Genomic DNA, 22,895 nt, shown 5'->3' on the forward strand with positions numbered 1-22,895 from the left:
ACGGCCGCATGATTTAGGTATCGTAAGCCTTCGATTTGCGGAAATTCGTCATTCAATGTGCTCATCGGTAATGCTCCGTGCATTTTCTGACTAAACAGGCATAATCACCTGCTTCGATTGTTCACACCGCAGCCTCTTATGCAAAATGAATCCCGCAAGGTCCGCGAATTTCGCCGTCGCGAACAAGAGATTCTCGACACGGCGCTCCAGTTATTCCTCGAACAAGGTGAAGACAGCGTCACCGTCGAGATGATCGCCGACAGGGTGGGCATCGGCAAAGGCACCATCTACAAGCACTTCAAATCGAAGGCCGAGATCTATCTACGGCTGATGCTCGACTACGAGCGGGATCTGAACGAACTGCTGCATTCGCCTAGTCTCGACCAGGACAAGGAAGCGCTGTCCCGCGCCTACTTCGAGTTCCGCATGGGCGACCCCCAGCGTTATCGCCTGTTCGACCGGCTAGAGGAAAAGGTAGTCAAGGGTAATCAGGTGCCGGACATGGTCGAGGAGCTTCACCGTATCCGTGCCTCCAACTTCGAGCACCTGACCCAGCTGATCAAGGGGCGCATCGCCGAAGGCAAGCTGGAAGACGTGCCGCCTTACTTCCACTATTGCGCCGCCTGGGCGCTGGTGCATGGCGCTGTTGCGCTGTATCACTCGCCATTCTGGAGCAATGTTCTCGAGGATCAGGAAGGTTTCTTCCAGTTCCTGATGGATATCGGCGTACGTATGGGCAACAAGCGCAAGCGCGACTAATAACCTGGGCCAGCGGCAATGGCTAGCTGGCGAGGCGGGTACATCGGATGAGCACATTTCCCATCAGCTACATCGAGCCGGTGTTCCGGCCGCCAAGTGAAGCGCATTCGCTAATCTTGCCCGTTACCAACGGATGTTCCTGGAACCGTGTACCTTTTGCGAGATGTACGTTCAGCCGCAGAAGAAATTCCGCGCTCGTGATGAGGATCAGGTGCTCGAAGAGATCAGGCGGTGTGGCGAACGCCTGATCGTTCAGCGTGTGTTTTTGGCCGATGGTGATGCGCTGGTACTGCCTACCCGCCGCCTGCTCAATATCCTCCTGCAGATTCGGAAGTACATGCCCGATGTCGATCGCGTGTCGAGCTATTGCCTGCCGCGTAACCTTCGTAAGAAGTCGGTCGACGAGCTCAAGGAGCTTGCCGATGCTGGTCTCAAGATGGCTTATATAGGTGCGGAGTCCGGAGACGACGACGTGCTGGCGAGGGTCAAAAAAGGCGAGACCTACGAGTCGACGCTCAGGGCACTGGATAAGCTGCGGCAGGCTGGAATCACACGCTCGGTGATGATCCTCAACGGCCTGGGCGGAAAGGCCCTCAGTGAGCAGCATGCAGTGAACTCGGCTCGTTTAATGAACCAGGCGCAGCCCGAGTACTTGTCTACGCTCGTCGTCAGCTTCCCCGGTGGCGAGGCGCGTTTTCGCGAAGGATTTGCGGATTTCGAGGCGCTTGACCGTCAGGCACTGTTTGCCGAGATCCAAACCCTGCTGCAGTCGCTGGAACTCGAGGACACTGTATTCCGCAGCGACCATGCTTCGAATTACCTAGTGCTCAAGGGCGTTCTCGGTCAGGACAAAAGCGCCCTGTTGGCTCAGGTCCGCCAGGCCATTGAATCACCGGAGCGTGCACCGCTGCGCCAAGAGTGGCAGCGGGGGCTCAGAGACACATTTCTGCGAACTGGCGTGTTTGCTGCATTGCTTTGCCGAACGTCGGATTTCCGTCAGGACTGGTGCAAATGATGAAAGTGTTCAGCCTTATCGTGGCCGTGCTCATGCTGAGCGGCTGTATGAAGGTCAGCGATATGGCCGAGGAAACCCGCTACCAACTGCGCGATGTTGGCATTCTCGACCATAGCGAGACGGTGAGGTCCGCCTCGTGGCGGCTGCAGCCGGATTCATTCATCTACATTGCGCAGGGGCATTTCGTCCCTCCAGGCGGGGCCTATCCTCGATCGAACGTGGTGGCCGAAGAGGCGTTTGAGAGCTTCGTCCGTTACTTTCCGCTGGTCCGGCGAGCACCAGAACCTGTAGGGCTGGAGGAAGCATTGAACCAGGCGGCGATTGCTGGTGCCCATTACTTGTTGTATTCGCGATTTGCCGCGGCCGATGACCGTATTGGCAGTTTTGACGAACTCAACGATCAGCGCGCGCTTGATCGTCTAGGTGTCGACACCAGCGTGGTTCAGTTGATGCTGATCGAGACTGGCAATCGGTATCTGGTCGATACGGCGACTATTCGCAGCCGCGGCGGTTTGCTAAACATTTATGACGCGACGCCGCAGGTCTTGTTGGGGCCGCCCCTGCGTGATTACGCCCGGCGCCTGATAGGCCTGGGGCGCTGAGGAGCCGATATGAGCGATACGGGAAAAGCTGCGAACCTGTTAAGTCAGATTCCCAAGGCCGAGAAAAAAGGCCTGCCACCGGTACATCTGTGGAACCCTCCGTTTTGCGGTGATCTGGATATGCGAATTGCGCGCGACGGGAGCTGGATCTACCAAGGTACGCCAATCGGGCGGCCAGCGATGGTGCGGCTGTTTTCCTCGGTGATCCGGCGAGACGGCGATGATTATTTCCTGGTGACCCCAGTCGAGAAGGTCTGCATCACGGTGGATGACGCGCCTTTTGTGGCTGTCGAGTTAGTGGTGGAAGGAAGTGGCGAAGGCCAGGTGCTGCGCTTTATCACCAATGTCGGCGACGAAACCGAAGCGGGAATCGAGCACCCTATACGGGTCGAGCTGGATCCGGATACGCAGGAGCCTGCGCCCTACGTTCATGTACGGGCAAACCTCGAGGCGCTGATTCATCGCAACGTGTTTTACCAGCTGGTGGAGCTGGCTGTTCCGCGAGAAATCGATGGTGTCGCTTGGCTAGGTGTGTGGAGCCATGGCCAGTTTTTTCAGATTGGTCGCTCCGAGTAGCGCGTCAGAGCGGCTTGAGCCGCTCACTTTCCGCCCTCGGAACCCTTTGCTGGCTTTGCGTCTCGTCACAGATGTATAGAGTGCGCTGCGCTGGCTGAGGGTCAGTCGGTGCGCCAGACGATTTCAGCTTCACCACGCTCGCTGACGCTGATCCAGCGGTCGGCGTCTTCCACCGATTCCTCTTCCTGCCAACCGCCCGGTGCGCAGCGAATCTCCACGCCGAGTGCCTGATAGGCATCGCGGGCGCAGGCTATATCGTCTTCCCAGGGCGTGGCGTCGCTTTCAAGCAGCAGGCTGTGCCACTTGCCCACGGCCTTGGGCAGCCAGGTCACTGGAATGTCGCCGGCCCTGCACTTGAAGGTTTTACCCTTTGCTTGCCACGGCGAGCAGGCTCCGACCGTCTGGGTCAGCCAGTCAGTGACGGCGTCTTGGCTGGCGTCCCTGAGGTAGATTTCGATATCCGGTTGACGCATGGAATGGCCTTGTCTGGCTGACGTTGCAGCCGGTTGGATGGTAAGTGTTGAGGCCTCAATCGCCACATCAAGCGTATTGGACCGACTCTAGGTCGAGGTAGCGTTCGCTTGCAGGTTCCGATCAGTCTCGTTGAATCCAGTCATAGCGTATCGCAACCCGTACGTGCAATGGCGCCTCAATGACTGCTGCGCGGCGTTCGGCACTGGCGCGCCAGCCGTGCGGAGTCATCGCCAGCAGATCGGCTCGCGCCTGCGAGTCGTCCAGTTGCAGTTCGAAGGACAATGTCTCGCTGTGTGCGAGGTGCATCCCTTCAGGGATGAGCGACAGATGCTTCTGGTCGTCGTAATCACGGACCTCGTCGTACAGCAGCCCTCGCAGTTCCCATAAATGCTCCCGAGTCGGCCCCATGCGCAGCAGGCCGCCGCCGGGCGCTAACAGGCGGCGTGCTTCGGTCCAATCCAACGGACTGAACACACTGGCCAACAGATTGCAGCTGGCATCGGCCAACGGCACCCTGGCCATGCTTGCTACCAGCCAGTCGATCTGCGGCGCGCGCTTGCAGGCGCGCTTGACGGCTTCGCGGGAAATGTCCAGCGCATAGCCTTGCGCGCCGGGCAGCGCTTGAGCGATTTGCGCCGTGTAATAGCCTTCGCCACAGCCAATATCGAGCCAGCGACGCGGCGATCGCTCGGCCGCCAGTTGTGCCAGGCGTTTCGCCAGCGGCGCGTAGTGGCCGCCATCGAGAAAGCGCCGCCGCGCCTCGACCATAGCCTGGTTGTCACCGGGATCGCGGCTGTTCTTGTGTTGCACCGGGAGCAGGTTCAGATAGCCCTGTCGGGCTCGATCAAACCGATGATTGGCCGGGCAGGCAACGCCATTTTCCACCGCACCCAGCTCGCCGTGGCAGATAGGACAGATCAGCATGCGAGCAGGTTGACCAAGGTCTGGTAGTAGATCTCTGTAAGCAGATCGAGGTCGCTGGCGAGGATATGCTCGTCCACCTGATGAATCGTCGCGTTTACCGGTCCCAGCTCGACCACTTGGGTGCCCAGTGTGGCGATGAAGCGCCCATCCGAGGTGCCGCCGCTGGTCGAGGGTTTGGTCTCGCGGCCGGTGACGCTGCGGATCGCCGCAGCCACGCCATCAAGCAGATCACCTGGTTCGGTCAGAAAGGGCAGGCCTGAAAGCGCCCAGTCGACGTTCCAGTCCAGGCCGTGTTTGTCGAGAATCGCCGCGGTGCGTTGCTGCAATCCTTCGACCGTGGATTCGGTGGAAAAACGGAAATTGAACACAGCCTCCAGCGTTCCGGGAATGACGTTTGTAGCGCCGGTGCCTGAATTCAGATTGGAGATCTGGAAGCTGGTTGGCGGGAAGAACGGGTTGCCGTCATCCCAGTGTTCGGCGGCCAGCTCGGCCAGGGCCGGCGCAGCCAGATGGATCGGGTTTTTGGCAAGATGCGGGTAAGCCACATGGCCCTGTTGTCCGCGAACGGTAAGCGTGCCGCCGAGCGAGCCGCGGCGGCCGTTCTTGACCACATCACCGACAAGTGTGGTGCTCGATGGCTCGCCGACAATGCACCAATCCAGTCGCTGGCCCCGTTCCCGCAGACGCTCTACGACGGCCTTGGTGCCGTAGTGTGCAGGGCCTTCCTCGTCGCTGGTGATGAGGAAAGCGATCTGGCCATTGTGGTTCGGGTGCTTAGCGGTAAAGCGCTCTACAGCCACAATCATCGACGCCAGGCTGCCTTTCATGTCTGCCGCACCGCGCCCATGGAGCATGCCATGCTCATCGATCCGCGCGGCGAACGGCGGATTCTGCCACGCCTGTATCGGGCCGGTAGGGACCACGTCGGTGTGGCCGGCGAAACACAGGACCGGACCTTCGTTGCCGCGAATCGCCCAGAAGTTTTCGACGTCCTCGATGTGCATTGGCTCGATGGCGAAGCCGCAGGCAGAGAGCCGCTCGGTCATCAGCTGCTGACAGCCCTCATCCAGCGGGGTGACCGATGGCCGATTGATCAGCTCGCAGGCGAGTTCGAGGGTCGGGGAGAGGGCGGCGGCGGTCATCACGGCTCCGGGGCAAGGCGGGGAAAGGGCGCCATATTAAATTAAAAAGCAGGGCAGCAGCGGGTCAGAACCAGCCTGGATGAAACGCCTCGGTATGCCTGGTTGGGACGGCGAAGGGCTCGGGCCTATAATCCGCGGATGTCTTGTTTGAGGTATGCCATGTCTATCGACGATCAACGGTTCGGCGGCATCGCCCGTCTGTATGGCTCCGAGGGGCTGCAGCGGCTGGCGGCTGCGCATGTCGCGGTGGTCGGTATCGGCGGGGTCGGGTCGTGGGCCGCCGAGGCACTGGCGCGCAGCGGCGTTGGAGAAATCAGCCTGTTCGATCTGGATGACGTCTGCATCACCAACACCAACCGGCAGGTACATGCGCTTGAAGGGGCGGTGGGCAAGCCAAAGGTCGACGAGATGGCGGCTCGGATCAGAGCAATCAATCCGGCGTGCGTGGTTCATCCCGTGGCCGATTTCGTTACCCGCGAAACCATGGCCGACTACATTACCGAGCAGCTCGATTGCGTCGTCGACTGCATCGACAGCGTACCGGCCAAGGCCGCGCTTATCGCCTGGTGCAAGCGGCGCAAGATCCAGATCATCGCGACCGGCGGGGCTGGCGGACAGGTTGATCCCACCCAGATCCAGGTCGCCGACCTGAACAAGACGTTCAACGACCCGCTGGCGGCGAAAGTGCGTTCGCTATTACGGCGCGAATACAACTTCTCCCGCACGCCAGGTCGGACCTACAGCGTGCCCTGTGTGTTCTCCACCGAACAGCTGCGCTATCCCAAGCCGGACGGCGGCGTTTGCCAGAGCAAGAGCTTTGTCGGCGAGGGCGTAAAGCTGGACTGCGCCGGCGGATTCGGCGCGTCAATGATGGTGACTGCCAGTTTCGGCTTGGTCGCCGCGGCCAGGGCAGTGGACAAGCTGGTCGCCGGGGCTCGGAGACCGGCGGAGCGTTCGAAGAGCTGAAGCCGCCACAGTTTGACCTCAGCCTTTCGAGGTGGGTCCGGCAGCCGTCGCCAGCTCGCGCATTCTGCCGATAACGGCGTTCATCCCATTGGCTCGGGATGGCGAGAGCTGCCGAGCGAGGCCCAGTTGGCCGAACCAGTGCGCTACGTCGAGCCGCTGTAGTTCGTCGGCATCCAGGCCATTAACCCGAACCAGCAGCACGGCAAGCAGCCCGCGCAACAGGCGCGCCTCGCTGGTACCGCGAAAATACCAGCTATCGCCTCGCTGTTCGCCGACCAACCAGAGCTTGCTGTCACAACCGGCAACCAGGTTGCGCTCGTTTCGCTCGTCATCGATCAAGGGCTCAAGCTGATCACCGCGCAGCATCAACAACCGCGCACGTTGCTCCCACCCTGCTGCCAGTTGAAAGGCGTGCAGTGTTTCGGCGGCGGCTTCGGGAGGCGCGGTCATCGCAGCATTTCCAGTGCCTGATCCAGCGCATCGAAGAACCGCTGCAGATCGACACCATCGTTATACAGTCCGAGCGATACGCGAATCGCGCCCTCGACACCCAGAGACTTCATCAGGGGCTGCGCGCAGTGAGTGCCGCTGCGTATGGCAATGCCTTGTTCGGTCAGCAGATGGGCCAGATCACCGTGGTGGACGTCGTCGACGGTAAAACTTGCGAGCGCCAATTGCGGGCTACCCAATAACCGCAGGCCTGGTCGCTCCGCCAGACCTGTTAGCAGAGCACTGTGCAAGGCCTGTTCATGGCGATCGACGGCACCGGCATCCAGCTTCGAGAGATAGTCCAGTGTGGCGCCAAGGCCAATCACCCCGCCGATAGGTGGGGTGCCGGCTTCGAATCCAAGCGGTGCCGCATGAAAGTCGACACTCTGGAAGTCAGCCACTCGGACCATTTCGCCGCCGAACTGCCAGTGCCTGAGTTTGAGCAGCGACTCGCCCCGACCGTAGAGCGCGCCGACGCCTTCCGGGCCGTACAGCTTGTGGCTGGAAAGTACATAGAAATCGCAGTCCAGTACTTGCATGTCATGCCGGCCGTGGACCACGCCTTGGGCGCCGTCGACCACGCTGAGCGCGCCCTGCGCCTTGGCCAGTGGCAGCAGTTCTGCCAGCGGCTGCCAAGCTCCGAGTACATTGGATAGCTGGCTGACGGCAAGCAGGCGGGTGCGCGGGCCGATCAGGCTGCCTGCGGCTTCAATATCGATGATGCCGTGTTCGTTGAGCGGCAATACGACCAGCTTCGCGTCCTGGCGCCGGGCCAGCTGCTGCCAGGGCAGAAGGTTGGCGTGGTGCTCTAGGGCGCTGATGACGATTTCGTCGCCCGCTGTGATTAGGTGTTCCAGGCCATAAGCCAGAAGATTCAGCGCTTCTGTGGCGCCGCGGGTGAAGACGATTTCGGTCGGACATGCGGCGTTGAGCCAGCGCGCCACCTTGATCCGCGAGTCTTCGAAGGCGCGAGTCGCCCGCTCAGCCGGCTGGTGCTGGGCGCGATGGACGTTGGCGGTGCCACAGGTGTAATAGCCGGTCAGGGCGTCGATCAGTGCCTGGGGCTTCTGCGATGTGGCCGCGCTGTCCAGGTAGGTCTGGCCCTGGGACTCAAGGATAGCCAGGGCAGGGAAGTCGGCGCGCCAGGGGGATGTCAGCGGCATGGGTACTCCTGAAAGCAGGACGGGACGCCTGATGGAGAAATGCGTAGACAGGCGGGCTGCAGCCGGCCCGTCTACGTTGACGCTGCGCTTAGTTGTGCGCGTGCAGCGCCTCGTTCAGCTCGATCGCTGACTTATGTGTCTTGCATTCGACCGCACCGCTCAACGAATTCCGGCGGAACAGCAGGTCGGTCTGGCCGGCCAGTTCGCGCGCCTTGACCACCTTGACCAGCTCGCCTTGTTCATCGAGCAGGTTCACCTTGGTGCCGGCTGTGATGTACAGGCCGGATTCAACGGTGTTGCGGTCGCCCAGCGGGATACCGATCCCTGCGTTTGCGCCGATCAGGCAGCCTTCGCCGACCGAGATGACGATGTTGCCGCCGCCGGACAGGGTACCCATGGTCGAGCAACCGCCGCCCAGGTCCGAGCCCTTGCCGACGAATACGCCAGCCGAGACGCGACCTTCGATCATGCCCGGGCCTTCGGTACCGGCGTTGAAGTTGATGAAGCCTTCGTGCATCACGGTGGTGCCTTCACCCACGTACGCTCCAAGACGAATGCGTGCGCTGTCGGCGATACGGACGCCGGCCGGAACCACGTAGTCGGTCATCTTCGGGAACTTGTCGACCGAAATGACTTCAAGCAGGTAACCCTTCAGGCGCGCTTCCAGTTGCCGCTCGGCGAGCTCGGCCAAGTCGACGGCGCCCTGATTGGTCCAGGCGACGTTGGGCAGCAGCGGGAAGATGCCGGTGAGATTCAAGCCGTGTGGCTTGACCAGGCGATGGGAGATCAGATGCAGCTTTAGGTAGGCTTCCGGCGTGGAAGTCAGCGCCGCGTCTTCGGCGAGCAGCGTGACCACAAGCGGGCGCTGGCTTTCGGCGAGGCGGGTAAGCAGCGCGTGCTGAACGGGATCAATCGTCTTGACTGCATCGGCCAGCAGCGCCGCCTGGGTGGTGCTGATGGCGATCGCCTGATTGCCGCCCTGGTAATTAAGCAGCGGTGTAACCGCGTCGACCAGCTCGCCGGCCGGACGAAGCAGGGGCTGCGCGTAGAAGACTTCGAGCCAGTTGCCCTGACGGTTCTGAGTGCCGACGCCAAACGCCAGGCTGAAGAGGGAGTTGCTCATGGTGGAATCCTTTATCAGTCGCGCTCGTCTTGGCGAGCGGTTTCAGTTCTTGGCTGCCAGCTCGGCAGCGTAAATATCTGGCTTGAAGCCAACCAGCGTCTTGTCGCCCAGATCGAGAACCGGGCGTTTGATCATCGACGGCTGGGCCAGCATCAATTCGATGGCTTTTGCCTGGTCAAGATCGGCTTTTTGCTCATCGTCCAGCTTGCGGAAAGTGGTGCCAGCACGGTTGAGTACGATCTGCCAACCATGTTCATTGCACCAGGCTTCCAGGTGGGCGCGGTCGATCCCGGCGCTCTTGTAGTCATGAAACTCATAGCTTAGCCCGTGCTGGTCAAGCCAGGTTCGGGCTTTTTTCATGGTGTCGCACGCCTTGATGCCGTATAGACAGCGTCCTTTGCTTTTATCGGGCATAACAGCTCCGCTTTCTCCGGCCAAACTGGGTCGCGGATTATGCCACGACGAGACGAAGCCTGCCGTCCACAGCGCGAAGCTGGTCAACTTCGCTGTCGCATGCACTCGTCCATGCGAGCAAAAGTGGCTCGACCTTTTCCTCTCTCCACGTTGTCCATTGATCACAATCGTAACGATGAGGTCATGTATGGCACGCAAGCATTTCGATAATTACGAGGCCATTTCTTCCGCCGTTCCTGCTGACGAGGGGTTCGAGGCGGTCATCGCTGTCAAGCGTCGCGACACTGATGAAAATGCACAGGTCTTCAAGGTCGCCAACGGCCGCCGTTACGATCTTGCATCAGAGGCTGACGTGGCTGCTGAGGCGGCGCTGACCAAGGTCAGGGAGGTCAGCGACGAAGGTGAACTGATCTGGGAAGAAAGCGCGATCTGACGGAGGTTGTCATGAACGAGCCAGAAAAGCCGAATACGAAAGAACAGGGCAAGCAGGACGAGAACACCAAGGCTGATATTCCCGAGCATATGAAGCCGGAAAATCTGGAGAAACTGCGCGACTACGGCAAGGACATGATTCCACCTGGCGTCGCCTGAAATCGCCTACCCGGACGCCAAGGCGTCCGATTCCGGCCTCAAAGCGTCTTGATGAATGCGCGAATCCGCTCTGCGGCCTCGACGCAATCTTCCAGCGGCGCCACGAGCGCCATGCGCACTCGGTCAGTACCCGGGCTGATGCCATCCACCTGACGTGACAGGTAAGACCCCGGAACGACGGTGACATGTTCGCGTGCATATAGCTCACGGGTGAAACGCTGGTCATCCACCGGCGTCTTCGGCCACAGATAGAAGCCGCCGTCCGGTCGCTGCACGTCCATGACTGGCGAGAGGATGTCCAGCACAGCGTCGAACTTCTCGCGGTATAGCTGCCGATTGGCCTGCACATGCGCTTCATCGTTCCAGGCGGCAATGCTGGCGAGCTGCGTCTGCACTGGCATGGCACAGCCGTGGTAGGTGCGGTACAGCAGAAACCCTTTGAGAATATCGGCATCGCCTGCGACGAACCCGGAGCGCAGCCCTGGCAGGTTCGAGCGTTTGGAGAGGCTGTGAAAGACCACGCAACGCTTGAAGTCGTGGCGCCCGAGCGCTGCGCATGCAGTCAATAGCCCGGCGGGTGGTTGCTCTTCGTCGAAATAGAGCTCGCTGTAGCACTCATCCGCAGCGATGACGAAGTCGAACTCGTCGGCGAGGGCGATCAGCTTCTTCAGCGTTTCGAGCGGGACCAGTGCGCCGGTCGGGTTGCCGGGAGAGCAGAGAAAAAGAATTTGCGTACGCTGCCAGACCTCTGCCGAGACCGCATCGAAGTCTGGATTGAAGCCGTTCTCGGCGGTGCAAGGCAGATAATGCGGCGTCGCGCCGGCGAGAAGCGTTGCGCCTTCGTAGATCTGATAGAAGGGGTTGGGGCTGATAACCAGCGCACCCTGTTCGCGGTTGACTACGGCTTGGGTGAAGGCGAACAGCGCTTCGCGGGTGCCGTTGACCGGCAATACATGCCGAGCCGGGTCGACAACGCCTTGAGCCACACCAAAGCGCCGCTCGCACCAGCGGGCGATCGATTCGCGCAACGCCGGGATGCCCAGCGTGGTGGGGTATACGGCAAGCTGGTCAAGGTTGTCGGCCAGTGCCTGGGCGACGAAATCCGGCGAACGATGCTTCGGCTCACCAATTGACAGCGCGATCGGGCGCTTGTCTGTCGGAGGCTGCGCATCGGCAAGCAGGCCGCGCAGTTTTTCAAACGGGTAGGGCTGCAGCAGGGTCAGGGCGTCGTTCATGGTCGGGTCTTCGAAGCGTCGAAAGGCGCCAGGCTGCGCCTCGATAAATTCAGTCTTGGCGGGCGCCGCCATAATAGGCGCAGCCGCGTAAGGTCTGGCCGTCCAGGCGTAGCTCGGCAGTCAGATGGCTGACCGCGCCAGTTGCGCTGTCCAGGCAGCGTTGCGGGGCCACCCACAGATCGAGGCGTTGATCATTGGCCTCGGTGCTAAAGCTAGTCTGCCCACTCGGCAGTTGCTCTTCGAGGTAGGGCAATGCCAAGGGAGATTGATCGGGACGCTCAAGAAGCAAGCCACTGCTGGTTACCGTCACGCTCCAGCCTGGTTCGTGACCCGTCGCGCGCAGCAGCAACCGGTTGAATGCATCGTCGTTGCAGCCCGGTCCCTCTGCCTGCAGGCGATACACCTGGGTCAGCTGCAACTGGCCGCTATCGCCACCTTGGCTGATCAGGCTGCCACGGATATCGGCGAACAACGGCTGGTTGCTTCCTGCTAGCAGCGACCGTGCATCGTCGGGCAAACCGGTCGCGCCGCTGTCGAGCAACGCGAGATTGCGGCGGCCCTGGCAGCTGCTGAATTGCAACCCGCCGTCCTGCTGAGTGATGGTGCCTTGCAAGCGCTCGGTCGGTCGAACCGGAGGCTGGTCGTGCCATTGCAGCGACTGGCAACCGGCAAAAACGGGAAGAAGGCTGAGCAGTAAAGCGCGGGGTGTGATCATCGGCGGGCTCGAATTCAGGCGGGGCAATGCTGCGCCAGTGGGGCTGGCGCAGTTGGATCAGCTACCTTTGACAGCTCGGCCGTCGACGGTGCCCTCTTCGAGCATGATCTGGTACTCCTTGCCGTCCTTTTCCACCTGATGCAGGCGGACCAGCATGTAGTCCCAGTTCTTGGCAAACCAAAGGATGGTCTGCCGCTTGCTCTGCGTGGGATCGCGCACGCGCTCGACCTTGATCGCTTCGACCTGGCCGGCCTTGGTGCTGACTTTTTCCTCGCCTAGAACGCGGAAATCGTAGGTTTCGATCTCATCGCCATCTACAACCTGATAGCTCATGCTCTTCTCGCCCGCTGCAACCGCCTGCTGAAGAGCGATCTGGTAGGTGGATTTGTCTAGCAGGCCGCGATTAAGTGGCAGCTTCACCGGGTCACCACGGTCTTCGCCGACCACCTGCTTGGCTTGCCAGTCAAAGTCGTGCTTGATGGATTTACCTTTGCCCAGTCCGCTGCGCTTCAGTCGGTATTTCTGCGGGAGGAAGGTCTCGCCTTCGACTGTGAACACGCTGCGCTCATTGAAGCTGGCAACCAGCATCGAGGCTTCGAAATCCAATTCCCAAGTATTGTCGTCGCGTTTTTCCAGGCTGCGCTGGGCTGTGCCACTGACAGGTACCTGTTTCCAATCCGCGGTGTAGCTGGCAGAGAAGGGCTTCAGCTCAAGAGCCTGAACCGGCATGGCCAGCACGGCGAGAGTGAGCAGCAGGGCGCGACGCATAATGTCTCCTAGATTCTTAATAGATGGCCGGAGGCCGGCAACAACGTGTCGTCCAGCATCGCGCCTTGATCGGCAAGGCGCAAGCGGCCCTCGGCGAACCAGCGGACAGCGAGCGGATAGATGATGTGCTCAGCTGCATGCACTCTGTCGGTCAGCTTGTCGATGCTTTCGTTGGGTTCGATCTTCAGGCATGCCTGTATGGCTACAGGTCCGCCGTCGAGCTCTTCGGTAACGAAGTGCACGCTGCAACCGTGTTCCTGATCGCCGGCATCGAGTGCACGGCGGTGGGTATCCAGTCCCTTGTATTTCGGTAGTAGCGAGGGGTGGATGTTGAGCAGCCGTCCCTGATAGTGGCGAGCGAAGCCGGCGCTGAGAATGCGCATGAAGCCAGCCAGCACCACCAACTGCGGCTGGTATGTGTCGATAATTTCGATCAGTGCCGCATCGAACGCTTCGCGATCAGCAAACTCCTTGTGCTGCACAACATGCGTATCGATGCCGACCGCTTGTGCACGCTGCAGGCCGAAGGCGTCTGCGCGGTTGGAAACCACGGCGCGAATGCGCACCGGACTGTTTTCGTCGAAGCTATCGATCAGGGCCTGGAGGTTGCTTCCAGACCCGGAGATCAGCACGACAACATTGCAGATCGCGTGCATCAATGGTTTTTCAGGTTATTCAGGAGGACGCGCTCGGCACCCGCGCTAGCCGAACCGATGTCGCCGATGACCCAAGGGCTTTCGCCGGAGCTGCGCAGATTGGCGAGGACGGTTTCGACCTGATCCTGGGCGACACAGATCACCATGCCGACGCCACAGTTCAACACACGGTGCATTTCGTGTTCATCGACGTTGCCTTGCTGCTGCAGCCAGTCAAACACAGCAGGGCGCTGCCAGCTGGCGACATCGACGACTGCCTGGCTACCTTCGGGCAGTACGCGCGGGATGTTGTCCAGCAGGCCACCACCGGTGATGTGCGCCATCGCTTTGACCGCGCCGGTGTCCTTGATCAGCTTGAGCAGTGGCTTCACGTAAATACGGGTTGGCGCCATCAGGAGTTCAGTGAGCGGCTTGCCGTCGAGTTGGGTGCTCTCGATATCGGCGCCGGCCACTTCGATGATCTTGCGAATCAGTGAATAGCCGTTGGAATGTGGACCGCTCGAAGGAAGGGCGATCAAGGCGTCGCCAGCGGCTACCTTCGAGCCGTCGATGATTTCACTTTTCTCCACCACGCCCACGCAGAACCCGGCCAGGTCGTAGTCTTCACCTTCGTACATGCCGGGCATCTCAGCGGTTTCGCCGCCCACCAGCGAGCAGCCCGCCAGTTCACAGCCGGCACCAATGCCGGTCACCACCGTGGCGGCGATATCGACGTTCAGCTTGCCGGTGGCGTAGTAGTCAAGGAAGAACAGCGGCTCGGCACCGCAGACCACCAGGTCGTTGACGCACATCGCAACCAGATCCTGGCCGATGCTGTCGTGCTGATTGAGGTTCAGCGCCAGGCGCAGCTTGGTGCCGACGCCGTCGGTGCCAGAGACCAGTACGGGCTGCTTGTAGCCAGCCGGAATCTCGCAGAGCGCGCCAAAGCCGCCCAGGCCACCCATGACCTCAGGACGAGCGGTGCGCTTGGCTACGCCTTTGATGCGTTCGACCAGCGCTTCGCCTGCATCGATGTCGACACCGGCGTCCTTGTAGCTGATGGAGGGTTGCTTGCTCATAAGAATCCGGACCTGTGAAGGGGAGTGCGGGGCGACCGGGTCAGAATCAGGTTTCTGTCGCGACGCGGCGAGGCGCCGGACCGGTCTGCGGAAAGCGCGCGATTTTATCAGGCTTGCCGCACAGCGACCATCCCGCGAACGGTGATGTCGAACAGCTGCATCAGGGGCCGCATTGGATTCTGCGGCGGGGCACCCAGCCTGTGACTGTTGCGGTTGCCCCGAGTTAGGTGCCTGTTTAAGGTATAACGCTTGATCACCGTAGCCGAACCCGGTCGCCACACGCGGCGGCTGCCCTTAATGACTGGCTAGCCAGCGAGTTTCTCAATATGCGCGTAATTCCCCGTCTTCTTGCACTGTGCTGCGCAGCCGTGTCCGCCCATAGCATGGCGGTTCCCCTCAGCGATCTCTACAGAGTGCGCGAGCCGGTTGCCAGCCAACAACCAGCCGAGCGTGAAGAGGCGCTGCGCAAAGCCTTCGACACGCTGGTGCTGCGTCTGACCGGTGACTCCAGCTCTGACCAGAAGGCCGTTGCGCAATTGCGCAACGATCCGCAGCAGCTGGTGAGCCGGTATGCCTATGAGGGAGACGCCGTCATCGTCAATTTCGATCCGGTGACTACCGAGCGGGCGCTGCGGTCTGCGGGGCTTCCGTTGTGGGGCGCTGAGCGCCCGAGCATCCTGGCCTGGTGGTTGGGAGAATCGGTTAACGGTTCGCAGCTTGTTGGCGATGCGCAGGAGGGCTCCGCGGACTTGCGCGCTGCCGCCCAGCACCGTGGCCTGCCGTTGCGTTTGCCGCTGGCTGACCTGAGTGAGCAGCTGGTAGCCACCCCCGAGACGATCACGGCAAAGGACCCCCAGGCGCTTCGCGATGTTTCGGAGCGGTACGATGCTGACGGGCTACTCGCTGTCATGGCGAAACAGTCCGGCGAAACCTGGCAAGCCAACTGGCGCCTTTGGCTTGGCGACAAGCAGACTCAAGGCAAGGCGAGTGGCGACACTCGAGCGGCGCTGGCCGATGAGGTCATGCTCGCCGTAAGTACATTCCTCGCGCCGCAGTACCGCGTTGAGCCCGGTGACAGCTCGGATATCACGCTCGAAGTGCTTGGGGCTGACGTGGAACGTTTCGCCGAGCTTGATCGTCTGCTCGAACCCTTCGGCGCACGCTTGCAGCGGGTTGATAGCGATCGGCTGGTGTATCGCCTCAATGCCAGCCCCGAGCAACTGCGGGCTCAACTGGCCTTGGCGCGGCTACAGGAAGTCACTCCGGATGAATTTGACCCGCAACCGATGGATACAGCAGGCACCGATGCCGCCGTTGAGCCTGGCGACAGCGGTGAAGTGGCGGCTGACGGCACTGAAGCCCCACCCATCGATGCGCTGATTACTCCCCAAGCGCCGGGCGTATCGGCAAGCGAGCCATCTCAGCCCGCAGATCAAGGCGCCCTGCTGCGCTACCGTTGGTAGCGGCCCATTGATCGCGACAGTAAACGTTGTGGGCGCTGTCGCCCACGGCGCTTATCGACCCATGATTTCGCCTTTCCTCTGCTGTAGGCACGCGGCTTCCGATTACCCCAAAAAGACCTTTAGACCATGACCATCACCCACAACAACCGCTGGCTATGGCTGGTGGCGCTGTTACTGATTGGCTGGCTGATTTATCAGCTGTCGCCGATCCTGTCGCCGTTTCTGGTTGGCATCCTGTTGGCCTATCTGGGCGACCCGCTGGTTGACCGGTTGGAGCGCTGGAAACTGTCCCGGACCTGGGGCGTGATCCTGGTTTTTTCGCTGTTCACATTGCTGTGTCTGTTGTTGTTGCTGGTACTGGTGCCGATGCTTGGCAAGCAGCTGATGCATCTGTATCAGCTGGCGCCGCAGGGTCTGGACTGGCTGCAGCTGACGGCGTTGCCCTGGGTGCAGGGGCAGTTTGGCCTCGATGAGGATTTCTGGCGCGTCGATCAGCTCAAGAGTGCGTTTTCGGCCAATCTCGGCAGCACCAAGGACGTGGTAGCAGTCATCCTCAGCCAGGCTACGGCGTCGAGCATCGCTTTGCTGGCGTGGTTGGCGAATCTCCTGCTGGTGCCAGTGGTGTGTTTCTACCTGCTGCGCGATTGGGATCTGATCATGGCCAAGCTGCGCGCGCTGCTACCGCGGCGGCGCGAGGTTGCCATCATGGCTCTAATGCGCGAGTGCCATGAGGTGATCGGTGCATTCTTGCGCGGCCAGCTGCTGGTCATGCTGGCGCTGGCTGTGGTCTATTCGGTCGGTCTGATGTTGGTCGGCATCGAGCTGGGGCTGTTGATCGGCGTCCTGGCTGGCCTCGCCAGCATCGTGCCGTACATGGGTTTCGTGGTGGGCATAGGCGCTGCCGTAATTGCCGTGCTGTTCCAGTCTGGTTTGGAGCTCTATCCGCTGCTGGGCGTCGCTGCGGTGTTCACGGTCGGGCAGATGCTGGAAGGCATGCTGCTGACTCCGCTACTGGTGGGCGACCGTATTGGCCTGCACCCGGTAGCCGTGATCTTCGCGGTGTTAGCCGGTGGGCAATTGTTCGGGTTTACCGGCGTGCTCCTGGCATTGCCAGTTGCAGCGGTAATCATGGTGCTGCTGCGCCATGTGCATGATCTCTATAAACTCTCCGACCTTTATGCAGAGCCGCCGGTAGACCCACCCCGCCAACCATGAAACCCATTCAGCTCCCCCTGGGCATTCGTCTTCGTGACGACGCCACCTTTGCCAACTTCTATCCGGGCGCCAATGCGGCCGCGCTTGGCTATGTCGAGCGTGTTTGTTCGCCGACAGCTGGCTGGTCCGATGAGTTGGTCTATCTGTGGGGCGGCACCGGTGTCGGCCGCAGCCATCTGCTTCAGGCGGCCTGCTTGCGTGTTGAGCAGCGCGGTGAGCTGGCAGTGTATCTGCCATTGGCGGAGGTGGCGGAATACGGCCCGGCGCTTCTGGATAATCTGGAACAGAGCGAGCTGGTCTGTCTGGACGACCTGGACGCGATAGCGGGTGATCCGGTGTGGGAAGAAGCCTTGTTTCATTTGTTCAATCGGCTTCGCGATAGCGGCCGACGCTTGTTGCTCGCCGCTGACGCCTCTCCGCGGGAAATTGCTGTGCAGCTTCCAGACCTCAAGTCCCGGTTGACTCTATCGCTGGTGTTTCAGCTGCAGGAGCTTTCGGATGAGGACAAGCTGCGTGCCCTTCAGCTCCGAGCGTCGCGCCGCGGTCTGAATCTGCCGGACGATGTCGGCCGCTTTATCCTCACTCGCGGAGCGCGTAGCATGAGCGCCTTGTTCGAGTTGCTCGATCGGCTCGATCAAGCCTCCCTTCAGGCGCAACGCAAACTGACCATTCCGTTTCTCAAGGAAACGCTCGGCTGGTAAAACGCTGGCTGCAGGTTATGGCGCGCTGTCCGGCTTTGCCCGACTTATCTGTCCCCCCAGCGCTTTGCCCAGCTGCGCTTTCGGCTCGCCTCAGCTTTCGCCTGACGCTTTACGACCGTACTGGTAAGCCCAACGTGTATAGAGCAGCGCGCTTACGAAGAGCGTCAGGCTGATGATTGCTTCCAGCCAGCCGTACACCATGCGGGCGGGCGTGATCGCAGCGAGTACGCCCTGAATGAAATAGAGGTTGACGATAAAGCAGGTCCAGGCATGGGCCCGCGGACTTCCGGAGATCATGCCCGGCGCCACCAGCAAGAGCGGAATCAGCTGAATGCTGACCACTACCCAGGTGCGCGCGCCATGCAAGTCGGCAAATGCCAGATTCCAGACAACCAGCAGTACGGCCAGCCCAATAAAACTGGCCAGGCTGATCGCGCGGCTGAGTTTTACCCTCGGTGTCAGCCATTCGAGCGATGGCAGCGGTTTGGGCTTTTTAGCCACGGACATTCTCCAGACGCTGGGCGGTTTGCGCGAGGCGTTGGCCCAGTGCGCGGCAAAGACTGATTTCATGCTCGTCCAGCAGGCGCTTTCCGTCGGCTCCCGCATGGTGGCTCGGGCCATACGGCGTGCCGCCGCCTCGAGTCTCAAGCAGCGCATTTTCGCTGTAGGGCAAGCCGAGCACCAGCATGCCATGGTGAAGCAAGGGCAACAGCATCGACAGCAGGGTCGTTTCCTGCCCGCCGTGCAGGCTCGAGGTCGAGGTAAACACACCGGCGGGTTTACCTACTAGCTCACCGGTCAGCCACAGGCCACTGGTGCCGTCGAGAAAATACTTCATCGGGGCGGCCATGTTGCCGAAGCGGGTGGGGCTGCCCAGCGCCAGACCGGAGCAATGCTTCAAGTCGTCCAGGGTTGCGTAGATGGCGCCTTGCTCAGGAATCGCAGGTGCAACCGCTTCACATTCGGCAGATACGGCCGGTACGGTGCGCAATCTTGCCTCGAGCCCAGCCTGTTCGACGCCGCGGGCGATCTGCCGCGCCATTTCTGCGGTGGCGCCGTGACGGCTGTAATACAGCACCAGAACATACGGTGCACTCATGGCAGGATCTCCAGCACCTTTTCCGGCGGTCGACCAATCACAGCCACATCGCCGGCGACCAGGATCGGCCGCTCGATCAGTTTCGGGTGAGCGACCATGGCATCGATGATTTGCTCATCGGTGAGCGCTGGATCGGCGAGGTTCAAGGTTTTGTAGTCCTCCTCGCCGCTGCGCAGTAGCTGGCGTGGGCTGATGCCCAATCGAGCGAGTATCTGCTTGAGCTCATCAGCCGACGGCGGCGTCTCGAGATAGCGAACGACGGAAGGAGTGAGGCCGCGTTGTTCGAGCAGCTCCAAGGCGTTGCGTGATTTCGAGCAGCGTGGGTTGTGGTAAAGGATCAATTCGGTCATTGGGTTTGCTTCGCGCCAGATTAGGTGGCCATTCTAACCCTCAAAGCAGTGGTGCTCGAAACGGTGGTCGCGAAGCGCTGTCTGCCAAGGTAGGCTTTTGCTTGCTGCATGCCTGCTGGCAATCGGGTTTCGACGATCGGGACTGGCACCGAGGGGATTGAATGCAACAACGGATCAAGGATTTTCTAGAGTTCGGTCGTTTTCTGGTGCAGCGCTTCCTCGCGGATCGCGGCCCACACAGCGCTGCCGCGTTGACCTATACCACCCTGTTCGCGGTGGTGCCGATGATGACGGTGACCTTCGCCATGCTGTCCGCCATTCCCGCGTTCCAGGGAATCGGTGAGCAGATTCAGGTGTATATCTTCAGTAATTTCATTCCCTCCACTGGCGCGACCATTCAGGACTATCTGGTCGCGTTCACTGATCAGGCGAGGCAGCTGACCTGGTTCGGCGTGGGGTTTCTTATGGCGACGGCACTGATGATGCTGCTGACCATCGAAAAGGCGTTCAACGTGATCTGGCGGGTGCGCCAGCCGCGCCGTGGGATCTCGAGCTTTCTGCTGTACTGGGCGATCCTTAGCCTTGGGCCGCTGCTGCTCGGAGCGGGGTTTGCCATGAGCACGTACATCACCTCGTTGTCGCTGATATCGGGACCGCATGCGCTGATCGGTGCGCGCACGGTTCTGAAGGCGATGCCCCTGGTGCTCAGCGTCGCGGCATTCACACTTATCTATGCAGCTGTGCCGAATACTCGAGTGCCACTGCGGCATGCAGTGGTAGGCGGAACGTTTACCGCTGTGCTGTTCGAAACGGCAAAGCAGTTGTTCGGCTTGTATGTCAGCTATTTCCCCAGCTATCAATTGATCTACGGGGCTTTTGCAGCGGTGCCGCTGTTTCTGCTGTGGGTTTATCTGTCCTGGATGATCGTGCTGTTCGGGGCGGAACTGGTCTGTGGATTGTCATCATCGCAGCAATGGCGGCGGCGTCCAGTGCCGCGTCTGCTGGTCATGCTCGGGCTGCTGCGGGTGCTTTACGAAAGCCAACAGGCCGGGCGTGAGGTGCGTCTGCGCGATGCGCACCGCAGCGGCTGGAAGCTGCCCGAGGACGAATGGGATGAGATTCTAGAGTTCTTCGAACGGGAGCAACTGGTCTGCCGGACTGGCTCTTCCGGTTGGGTGCTCTGTCGCGATCTCAATAGCTACAGCTTCGATCAGCTGTTGCGGTCGAACCCCTGGCCGCTCTCAGGCAAGCAGGCATTACCGGAGCATCTGGATGAACCCTGGTACCCAACGCTTCGTCAATCCTTGGAGTTGCTTCAGCGAGAGCAGGCCAATCTCTTTGGTGGTAGCGTCGCAGACTGGCTGCAGTCGCAGCGGGTTTGAGCGAGTCGATACTCAGTAGTGAAGGAAAATGGAAGATGAACAGAGGGCTCAGCGGATTGCTCGGAGCGTTCGCCTGCTTGATGCTGGTGGGTTGTGGTGAGGATTGGGGCGCGGACCAGCACGGCGTAACTGTCACGGAGCAGCAGCTCGATGGGCAGTGGCTGCTGATCAATTACTGGGCAGAATGGTGCGGCCCCTGCCGTACCGAAATTCCGGAACTGAACGCACTGGACCAGTCACGGGATGACGTCACCGTGCTCGGTGTGAATTTTGACGGACTGCAAGGCGACGAGCTTGCCGCTGCGGCCAAGCAGTTGAACATTGATTTCCGTGTGCTCAGCGTCGATCCGGCGGAGCGTTTGGACCTGCCGCGCAGCGCGGTGCTGCCGGTGACCTATATCATCGACGCTGCGGGAGAGGTCCGTGAGAGCCTGGTTGGTGAGCAAACGGCGGAAGGCTTGCTCGCTCGGCTGGATAAACTAAGAAGCGAAGGCTAGCGGCAATCCTGCCTCTACGCCGTGGGCGTCACGGCTTTACGTACCAGAAATCCTGCCAGAAGCCGATCACCTTTGCCGGATAGTGATGTTTGCCAAGGCTGCCGTTATAGCGTGCCAACGCCCGGTTGATGTCACCGTTTTCCTTCTTCAGGTAGTAGCTGAGAATGGTGCAGCCGTAGCGAAGATTGGTGGCGTTGTCGGTCAGATTGTCCTGCGGTCGCCCCAGTTCGGCTTTCCAGAACGGCATCACCTGCATCATCCCCTGCGCGCCGACACTGGAGATGGCAAAACGGTCGAAGTGACTTTCAGCATGGATCAATGCCAGCACAATGTCTGGTTTTAGCCCCGCTTTGCTGGCCTCCTGATGGACCAATCGCAGCAATGTCAGCCGTTCCTGCGGGTCGGGAACGTAGCGTTTGAGACGGGTCGACATGTCGAGCAGCCAGACTTCCGCATCAAAACGATCCTGGAAGCTCTCGGCATCAGCGACGGTGCGTTGCATCAGTTCGCGAAGCTCTGGCTCCGGTGCCTGGCGAACAACCGCAGAGACTGGCCAGGCAGCGAACAGCGCTAACAGCCACAGGAGTGGTAGCGGCTTCATGGTGCTGTCTAGTCGCCTTCGCCTGGATCGTGTGCCTGGCGCCCGGCATCCTGCATCAGGCTCCGCAGAAATTCCTGCTGCAAATCCGGGTCGTTGCGAGTCAGCTCGATCAAGCTCTGCTCAAGCTCGCTGGCTTCCTCCTCGAGACCAAGCTCTGATAGCCGCTTGACGCGATGCACCCACTGACCGACTTCGTCACCCTCGAGATCATTGAAGATCAGATCGTGTGCTTCGAGAAGCTTGCCACGCAGGGCTCGGCTGACAAAGAGCGTGGCATCGGCGCGGGTGCTGTCCTGCGGGTCTTCCACCTGCAGCTGGAGTTTGCCTACCTGGCTGATGTTCTGATCAGCGAAGGGGCCGTCCAGCAGATTCAGGCGCAGCACGCCGTTGCGGTCGGTACTCAGCTCGTGCGTCTCGTTGGCCGCGACGACCAGAACGGGGCGCTCTGCCCAAGGCAGGCTGGAGTACTCGAGCCGAGCGTCGCGTCGCTGCTCATCGATACTGGCAAGATTCTGTTGCGAGCGACCATTGGACTCGACATTGACGAAAGGATTGAGACCGGCAAAACCATAACTGATCCAATCGCGGGTGGCGCTTTCCGGAAGACTGCCAAGCAATACGACGTTGAGCACATTCGCGCCGATGCCTGCTACCACCGCTACAGCGCCCAGCGGGATCTCGTACAGTTCGCGCCAAGGCTGGTAGGGCGTATAGCGGTCATAACGCCGCGTCACCTCGAAGTCGGTGACTTCGAAGGTCTTCTGGTCAAGTATGCGGATGCGCCGCTGGGGCAGCTCGAGCAAGGGTGCGCCCACTTCTATGCGCAGACTATGATCGAGCAGTTTGCGTTCGGTACGGGCTTCTTGTTCGCTGCGTTGAGGCAGCTGATTGGCGCAGCCACTTATAAAAAGCGACAT

Annotated in this window: 28 protein-coding genes and 1 pseudogene; 12 read left to right on the plus strand and 17 right to left on the minus strand. The window is 60.6% G+C overall.

Going from position 1 to position 22,895, the window contains the following annotated elements; all coding sequences use genetic code 11:
- Positions 1-138: 138 nt before the first annotated feature.
- The 4 genes and pseudogenes from PSTU_RS0118425 to PSTU_RS0118440 all read left to right on the plus strand — a co-directional run bounded on the left by PSTU_RS0118425 (position 139) and on the right by PSTU_RS0118440 (position 2,952).
- Positions 139-759, plus strand: a complete 621-nt coding sequence (locus PSTU_RS0118425; RefSeq protein WP_019342493.1) for a TetR/AcrR family transcriptional regulator — start codon at positions 139-141, stop codon at positions 757-759.
- A 47-nt stretch (positions 760-806) separates the two neighbouring features.
- Positions 807-1,693, plus strand: a pseudogene (locus PSTU_RS0118430) (radical SAM protein); the annotation flags it as partial.
- Positions 1,694-1,770: 77 nt separating this feature from the next.
- Complete coding sequence (locus tag PSTU_RS0118435) at positions 1,771-2,376, plus strand: DUF4823 domain-containing protein (RefSeq protein ID WP_019342495.1); 606 nt, start codon at positions 1,771-1,773, stop codon at positions 2,374-2,376.
- 9 nt (positions 2,377-2,385) lie between these two features.
- A complete protein-coding gene (locus PSTU_RS0118440; protein ID WP_019342496.1) occupies positions 2,386-2,952 on the plus strand; it encodes a DUF1285 domain-containing protein in 567 nt (188 codons plus the stop codon).
- A gap of 101 nt (positions 2,953-3,053) precedes the next feature.
- Here the strand turns inward: PSTU_RS0118440 and PSTU_RS0118445 are convergent, their stop codons facing one another.
- From PSTU_RS0118445 to dapE, 3 genes are all read right to left on the minus strand, one after another.
- Positions 3,054-3,425, minus strand: coding sequence for a hypothetical protein (locus PSTU_RS0118445; RefSeq protein WP_019342497.1), 372 nt, complete (start codon positions 3,423-3,425; stop codon positions 3,054-3,056).
- A 121-nt stretch (positions 3,426-3,546) separates the two neighbouring features.
- On the minus strand, positions 3,547-4,350 hold the full coding sequence (locus tag PSTU_RS0118450) for a putative RNA methyltransferase (protein WP_019342498.1): 804 nt from the start codon (positions 4,348-4,350) through the stop codon (positions 3,547-3,549).
- The gene (gene dapE, locus PSTU_RS0118455) at positions 4,344-5,492 is read right to left on the minus strand and encodes a succinyl-diaminopimelate desuccinylase (protein WP_019342499.1); all 1,149 of its coding nucleotides are present in this window, start codon (positions 5,490-5,492) and stop codon (positions 4,344-4,346) included. Before dapE ends, PSTU_RS0118450 begins: the two co-directional genes overlap by 7 nt.
- A gap of 159 nt (positions 5,493-5,651) precedes the next feature.
- Here dapE and tcdA point away from each other — a divergent pair, with 159 nt between their 5' ends.
- Complete coding sequence (tcdA, locus tag PSTU_RS0118460; protein WP_019342500.1) at positions 5,652-6,458, plus strand: tRNA cyclic N6-threonylcarbamoyladenosine(37) synthase TcdA; 807 nt, start codon at positions 5,652-5,654, stop codon at positions 6,456-6,458.
- An 18-nt stretch (positions 6,459-6,476) separates the two neighbouring features.
- Here tcdA and PSTU_RS0118465 read toward each other — a convergent pair whose 3' ends face one another.
- The 4 genes from PSTU_RS0118465 to PSTU_RS0118480 form a co-directional block, all read right to left on the minus strand.
- On the minus strand, positions 6,477-6,908 hold the full coding sequence (locus tag PSTU_RS0118465) for a SufE family protein (RefSeq protein WP_019342501.1): 432 nt from the start codon (positions 6,906-6,908) through the stop codon (positions 6,477-6,479).
- On the minus strand, positions 6,905-8,110 hold the full coding sequence (locus PSTU_RS0118470) for an aminotransferase class V-fold PLP-dependent enzyme (RefSeq protein WP_019342502.1): 1,206 nt from the start codon (positions 8,108-8,110) through the stop codon (positions 6,905-6,907). Before PSTU_RS0118470 ends, PSTU_RS0118465 begins: the two co-directional genes overlap by 4 nt.
- Positions 8,111-8,198: 88 nt before the next feature.
- Complete coding sequence (gene dapD / locus PSTU_RS0118475; protein WP_019342503.1) at positions 8,199-9,233, minus strand: 2,3,4,5-tetrahydropyridine-2,6-dicarboxylate N-succinyltransferase; 1,035 nt, start codon at positions 9,231-9,233, stop codon at positions 8,199-8,201.
- A 42-nt stretch (positions 9,234-9,275) separates the two neighbouring features.
- Entirely contained in the window at positions 9,276-9,647 is a 372-nt protein-coding gene (locus tag PSTU_RS0118480) for an ArsC family reductase (RefSeq protein ID WP_019342504.1), read from the minus strand.
- 187 nt (positions 9,648-9,834) lie between these two features.
- Between PSTU_RS0118480 and PSTU_RS0118485 the strand changes: the two genes are divergently transcribed.
- Together PSTU_RS0118485 and PSTU_RS21800 are read left to right on the plus strand one after the other, a co-directional pair.
- Positions 9,835-10,080 carry a hypothetical protein gene (locus tag PSTU_RS0118485; RefSeq protein ID WP_019342505.1) on the plus strand — a complete coding sequence of 82 codons (246 nt, stop codon included), beginning with the start codon at positions 9,835-9,837 and terminating at the stop codon, positions 10,078-10,080.
- Between the two features lie 11 nt (positions 10,081-10,091).
- Entirely contained in the window at positions 10,092-10,238 is a 147-nt protein-coding gene (locus PSTU_RS21800; protein ID WP_019342506.1) for a hypothetical protein, read from the plus strand.
- Between the two features lie 38 nt (positions 10,239-10,276).
- Here the strand turns inward: PSTU_RS21800 and dapC are convergent, their stop codons facing one another.
- Genes dapC through purM form a run of 5 tightly spaced genes read right to left on the minus strand, consistent with a single transcriptional unit; the run spans position 10,277 to position 14,670 of the window.
- Positions 10,277-11,473 carry a succinyldiaminopimelate transaminase gene (dapC, locus tag PSTU_RS0118495; RefSeq protein ID WP_029404867.1) on the minus strand — a complete coding sequence of 399 codons (1,197 nt, stop codon included), beginning with the start codon at positions 11,471-11,473 and terminating at the stop codon, positions 10,277-10,279.
- 49 nt (positions 11,474-11,522) lie between these two features.
- The gene (locus PSTU_RS0118500; RefSeq protein ID WP_019342508.1) at positions 11,523-12,188 is read right to left on the minus strand and encodes a COG3650 family protein; all 666 of its coding nucleotides are present in this window, start codon (positions 12,186-12,188) and stop codon (positions 11,523-11,525) included.
- 57 nt (positions 12,189-12,245) lie between these two features.
- Positions 12,246-12,956, minus strand: a complete 711-nt coding sequence (locus PSTU_RS0118505) for a DUF3108 domain-containing protein (RefSeq protein ID WP_019342509.1) — start codon at positions 12,954-12,956, stop codon at positions 12,246-12,248.
- Between the two features lie 8 nt (positions 12,957-12,964).
- Positions 12,965-13,612 carry a phosphoribosylglycinamide formyltransferase gene (purN, locus tag PSTU_RS0118510; protein WP_019342510.1) on the minus strand — a complete coding sequence of 216 codons (648 nt, stop codon included), beginning with the start codon at positions 13,610-13,612 and terminating at the stop codon, positions 12,965-12,967.
- Positions 13,612-14,670 carry a phosphoribosylformylglycinamidine cyclo-ligase gene (gene purM, locus PSTU_RS0118515; RefSeq protein ID WP_019342511.1) on the minus strand — a complete coding sequence of 353 codons (1,059 nt, stop codon included), beginning with the start codon at positions 14,668-14,670 and terminating at the stop codon, positions 13,612-13,614. Before purM ends, purN begins: the two co-directional genes overlap by 1 nt.
- Before the next feature lie 326 nt (positions 14,671-14,996).
- Between purM and PSTU_RS0118520 the strand changes: the two genes are divergently transcribed.
- From PSTU_RS0118520 to hda, 3 genes are all read left to right on the plus strand, one after another.
- On the plus strand, positions 14,997-16,133 hold the full coding sequence (locus PSTU_RS0118520; RefSeq protein WP_029404868.1) for a DUF2066 domain-containing protein: 1,137 nt from the start codon (positions 14,997-14,999) through the stop codon (positions 16,131-16,133).
- Between the two features lie 126 nt (positions 16,134-16,259).
- Positions 16,260-17,348: an AI-2E family transporter gene (locus tag PSTU_RS0118525; protein ID WP_019342513.1), complete on the plus strand. Its 1,089-nt coding sequence runs from the start codon at positions 16,260-16,262 to the stop codon at positions 17,346-17,348.
- Positions 17,345-18,049, plus strand: a complete 705-nt coding sequence (gene hda / locus PSTU_RS0118530) for a DnaA regulatory inactivator Hda (protein WP_019342514.1) — start codon at positions 17,345-17,347, stop codon at positions 18,047-18,049. Before PSTU_RS0118525 ends, hda begins: the two co-directional genes overlap by 4 nt.
- A 90-nt stretch (positions 18,050-18,139) precedes the next feature.
- Here hda and PSTU_RS0118535 read toward each other — a convergent pair whose 3' ends face one another.
- The 3 genes from PSTU_RS0118535 to arsC are packed head-to-tail and all read right to left on the minus strand — an operon-like array spanning position 18,140 to position 19,498.
- Entirely contained in the window at positions 18,140-18,550 is a 411-nt protein-coding gene (locus PSTU_RS0118535) for a DUF2069 domain-containing protein (RefSeq protein ID WP_019342515.1), read from the minus strand.
- Complete coding sequence (wrbA, locus tag PSTU_RS0118540; RefSeq protein WP_019342516.1) at positions 18,543-19,148, minus strand: NAD(P)H:quinone oxidoreductase; 606 nt, start codon at positions 19,146-19,148, stop codon at positions 18,543-18,545. The genes PSTU_RS0118535 and wrbA overlap by 8 nt, the downstream gene beginning before the upstream one ends.
- Positions 19,145-19,498 carry an arsenate reductase (glutaredoxin) gene (gene arsC / locus PSTU_RS0118545; RefSeq protein ID WP_019342517.1) on the minus strand — a complete coding sequence of 118 codons (354 nt, stop codon included), beginning with the start codon at positions 19,496-19,498 and terminating at the stop codon, positions 19,145-19,147. Before arsC ends, wrbA begins: the two co-directional genes overlap by 4 nt.
- Before the next feature lie 161 nt (positions 19,499-19,659).
- Between arsC and PSTU_RS0118550 the strand changes: the two genes are divergently transcribed.
- Both PSTU_RS0118550 and PSTU_RS0118555 read left to right on the plus strand, forming a co-directional pair.
- On the plus strand, positions 19,660-20,880 hold the full coding sequence (locus PSTU_RS0118550) for a YihY family inner membrane protein (RefSeq protein ID WP_019342518.1): 1,221 nt from the start codon (positions 19,660-19,662) through the stop codon (positions 20,878-20,880).
- A 35-nt stretch (positions 20,881-20,915) separates the two neighbouring features.
- Positions 20,916-21,377, plus strand: a complete 462-nt coding sequence (locus PSTU_RS0118555) for a TlpA family protein disulfide reductase (protein ID WP_019342519.1) — start codon at positions 20,916-20,918, stop codon at positions 21,375-21,377.
- Between the two features lie 28 nt (positions 21,378-21,405).
- Here the strand turns inward: PSTU_RS0118555 and PSTU_RS0118560 are convergent, their stop codons facing one another.
- Both PSTU_RS0118560 and PSTU_RS21005 read right to left on the minus strand, forming a co-directional pair.
- Positions 21,406-21,978, minus strand: a complete 573-nt coding sequence (locus tag PSTU_RS0118560; RefSeq protein WP_019342520.1) for a lytic transglycosylase domain-containing protein — start codon at positions 21,976-21,978, stop codon at positions 21,406-21,408.
- 8 nt (positions 21,979-21,986) lie between these two features.
- Positions 21,987-22,895, minus strand: coding sequence for a hypothetical protein (locus tag PSTU_RS21005; RefSeq protein WP_019342521.1), 909 nt, complete (start codon positions 22,893-22,895; stop codon positions 21,987-21,989).

Source organism: Stutzerimonas stutzeri SDM-LAC, assembly GCF_000235745.1.
Taxonomy (GTDB): Bacteria; Pseudomonadota; Gammaproteobacteria; order Pseudomonadales; family Pseudomonadaceae; genus Stutzerimonas; species Stutzerimonas stutzeri_H.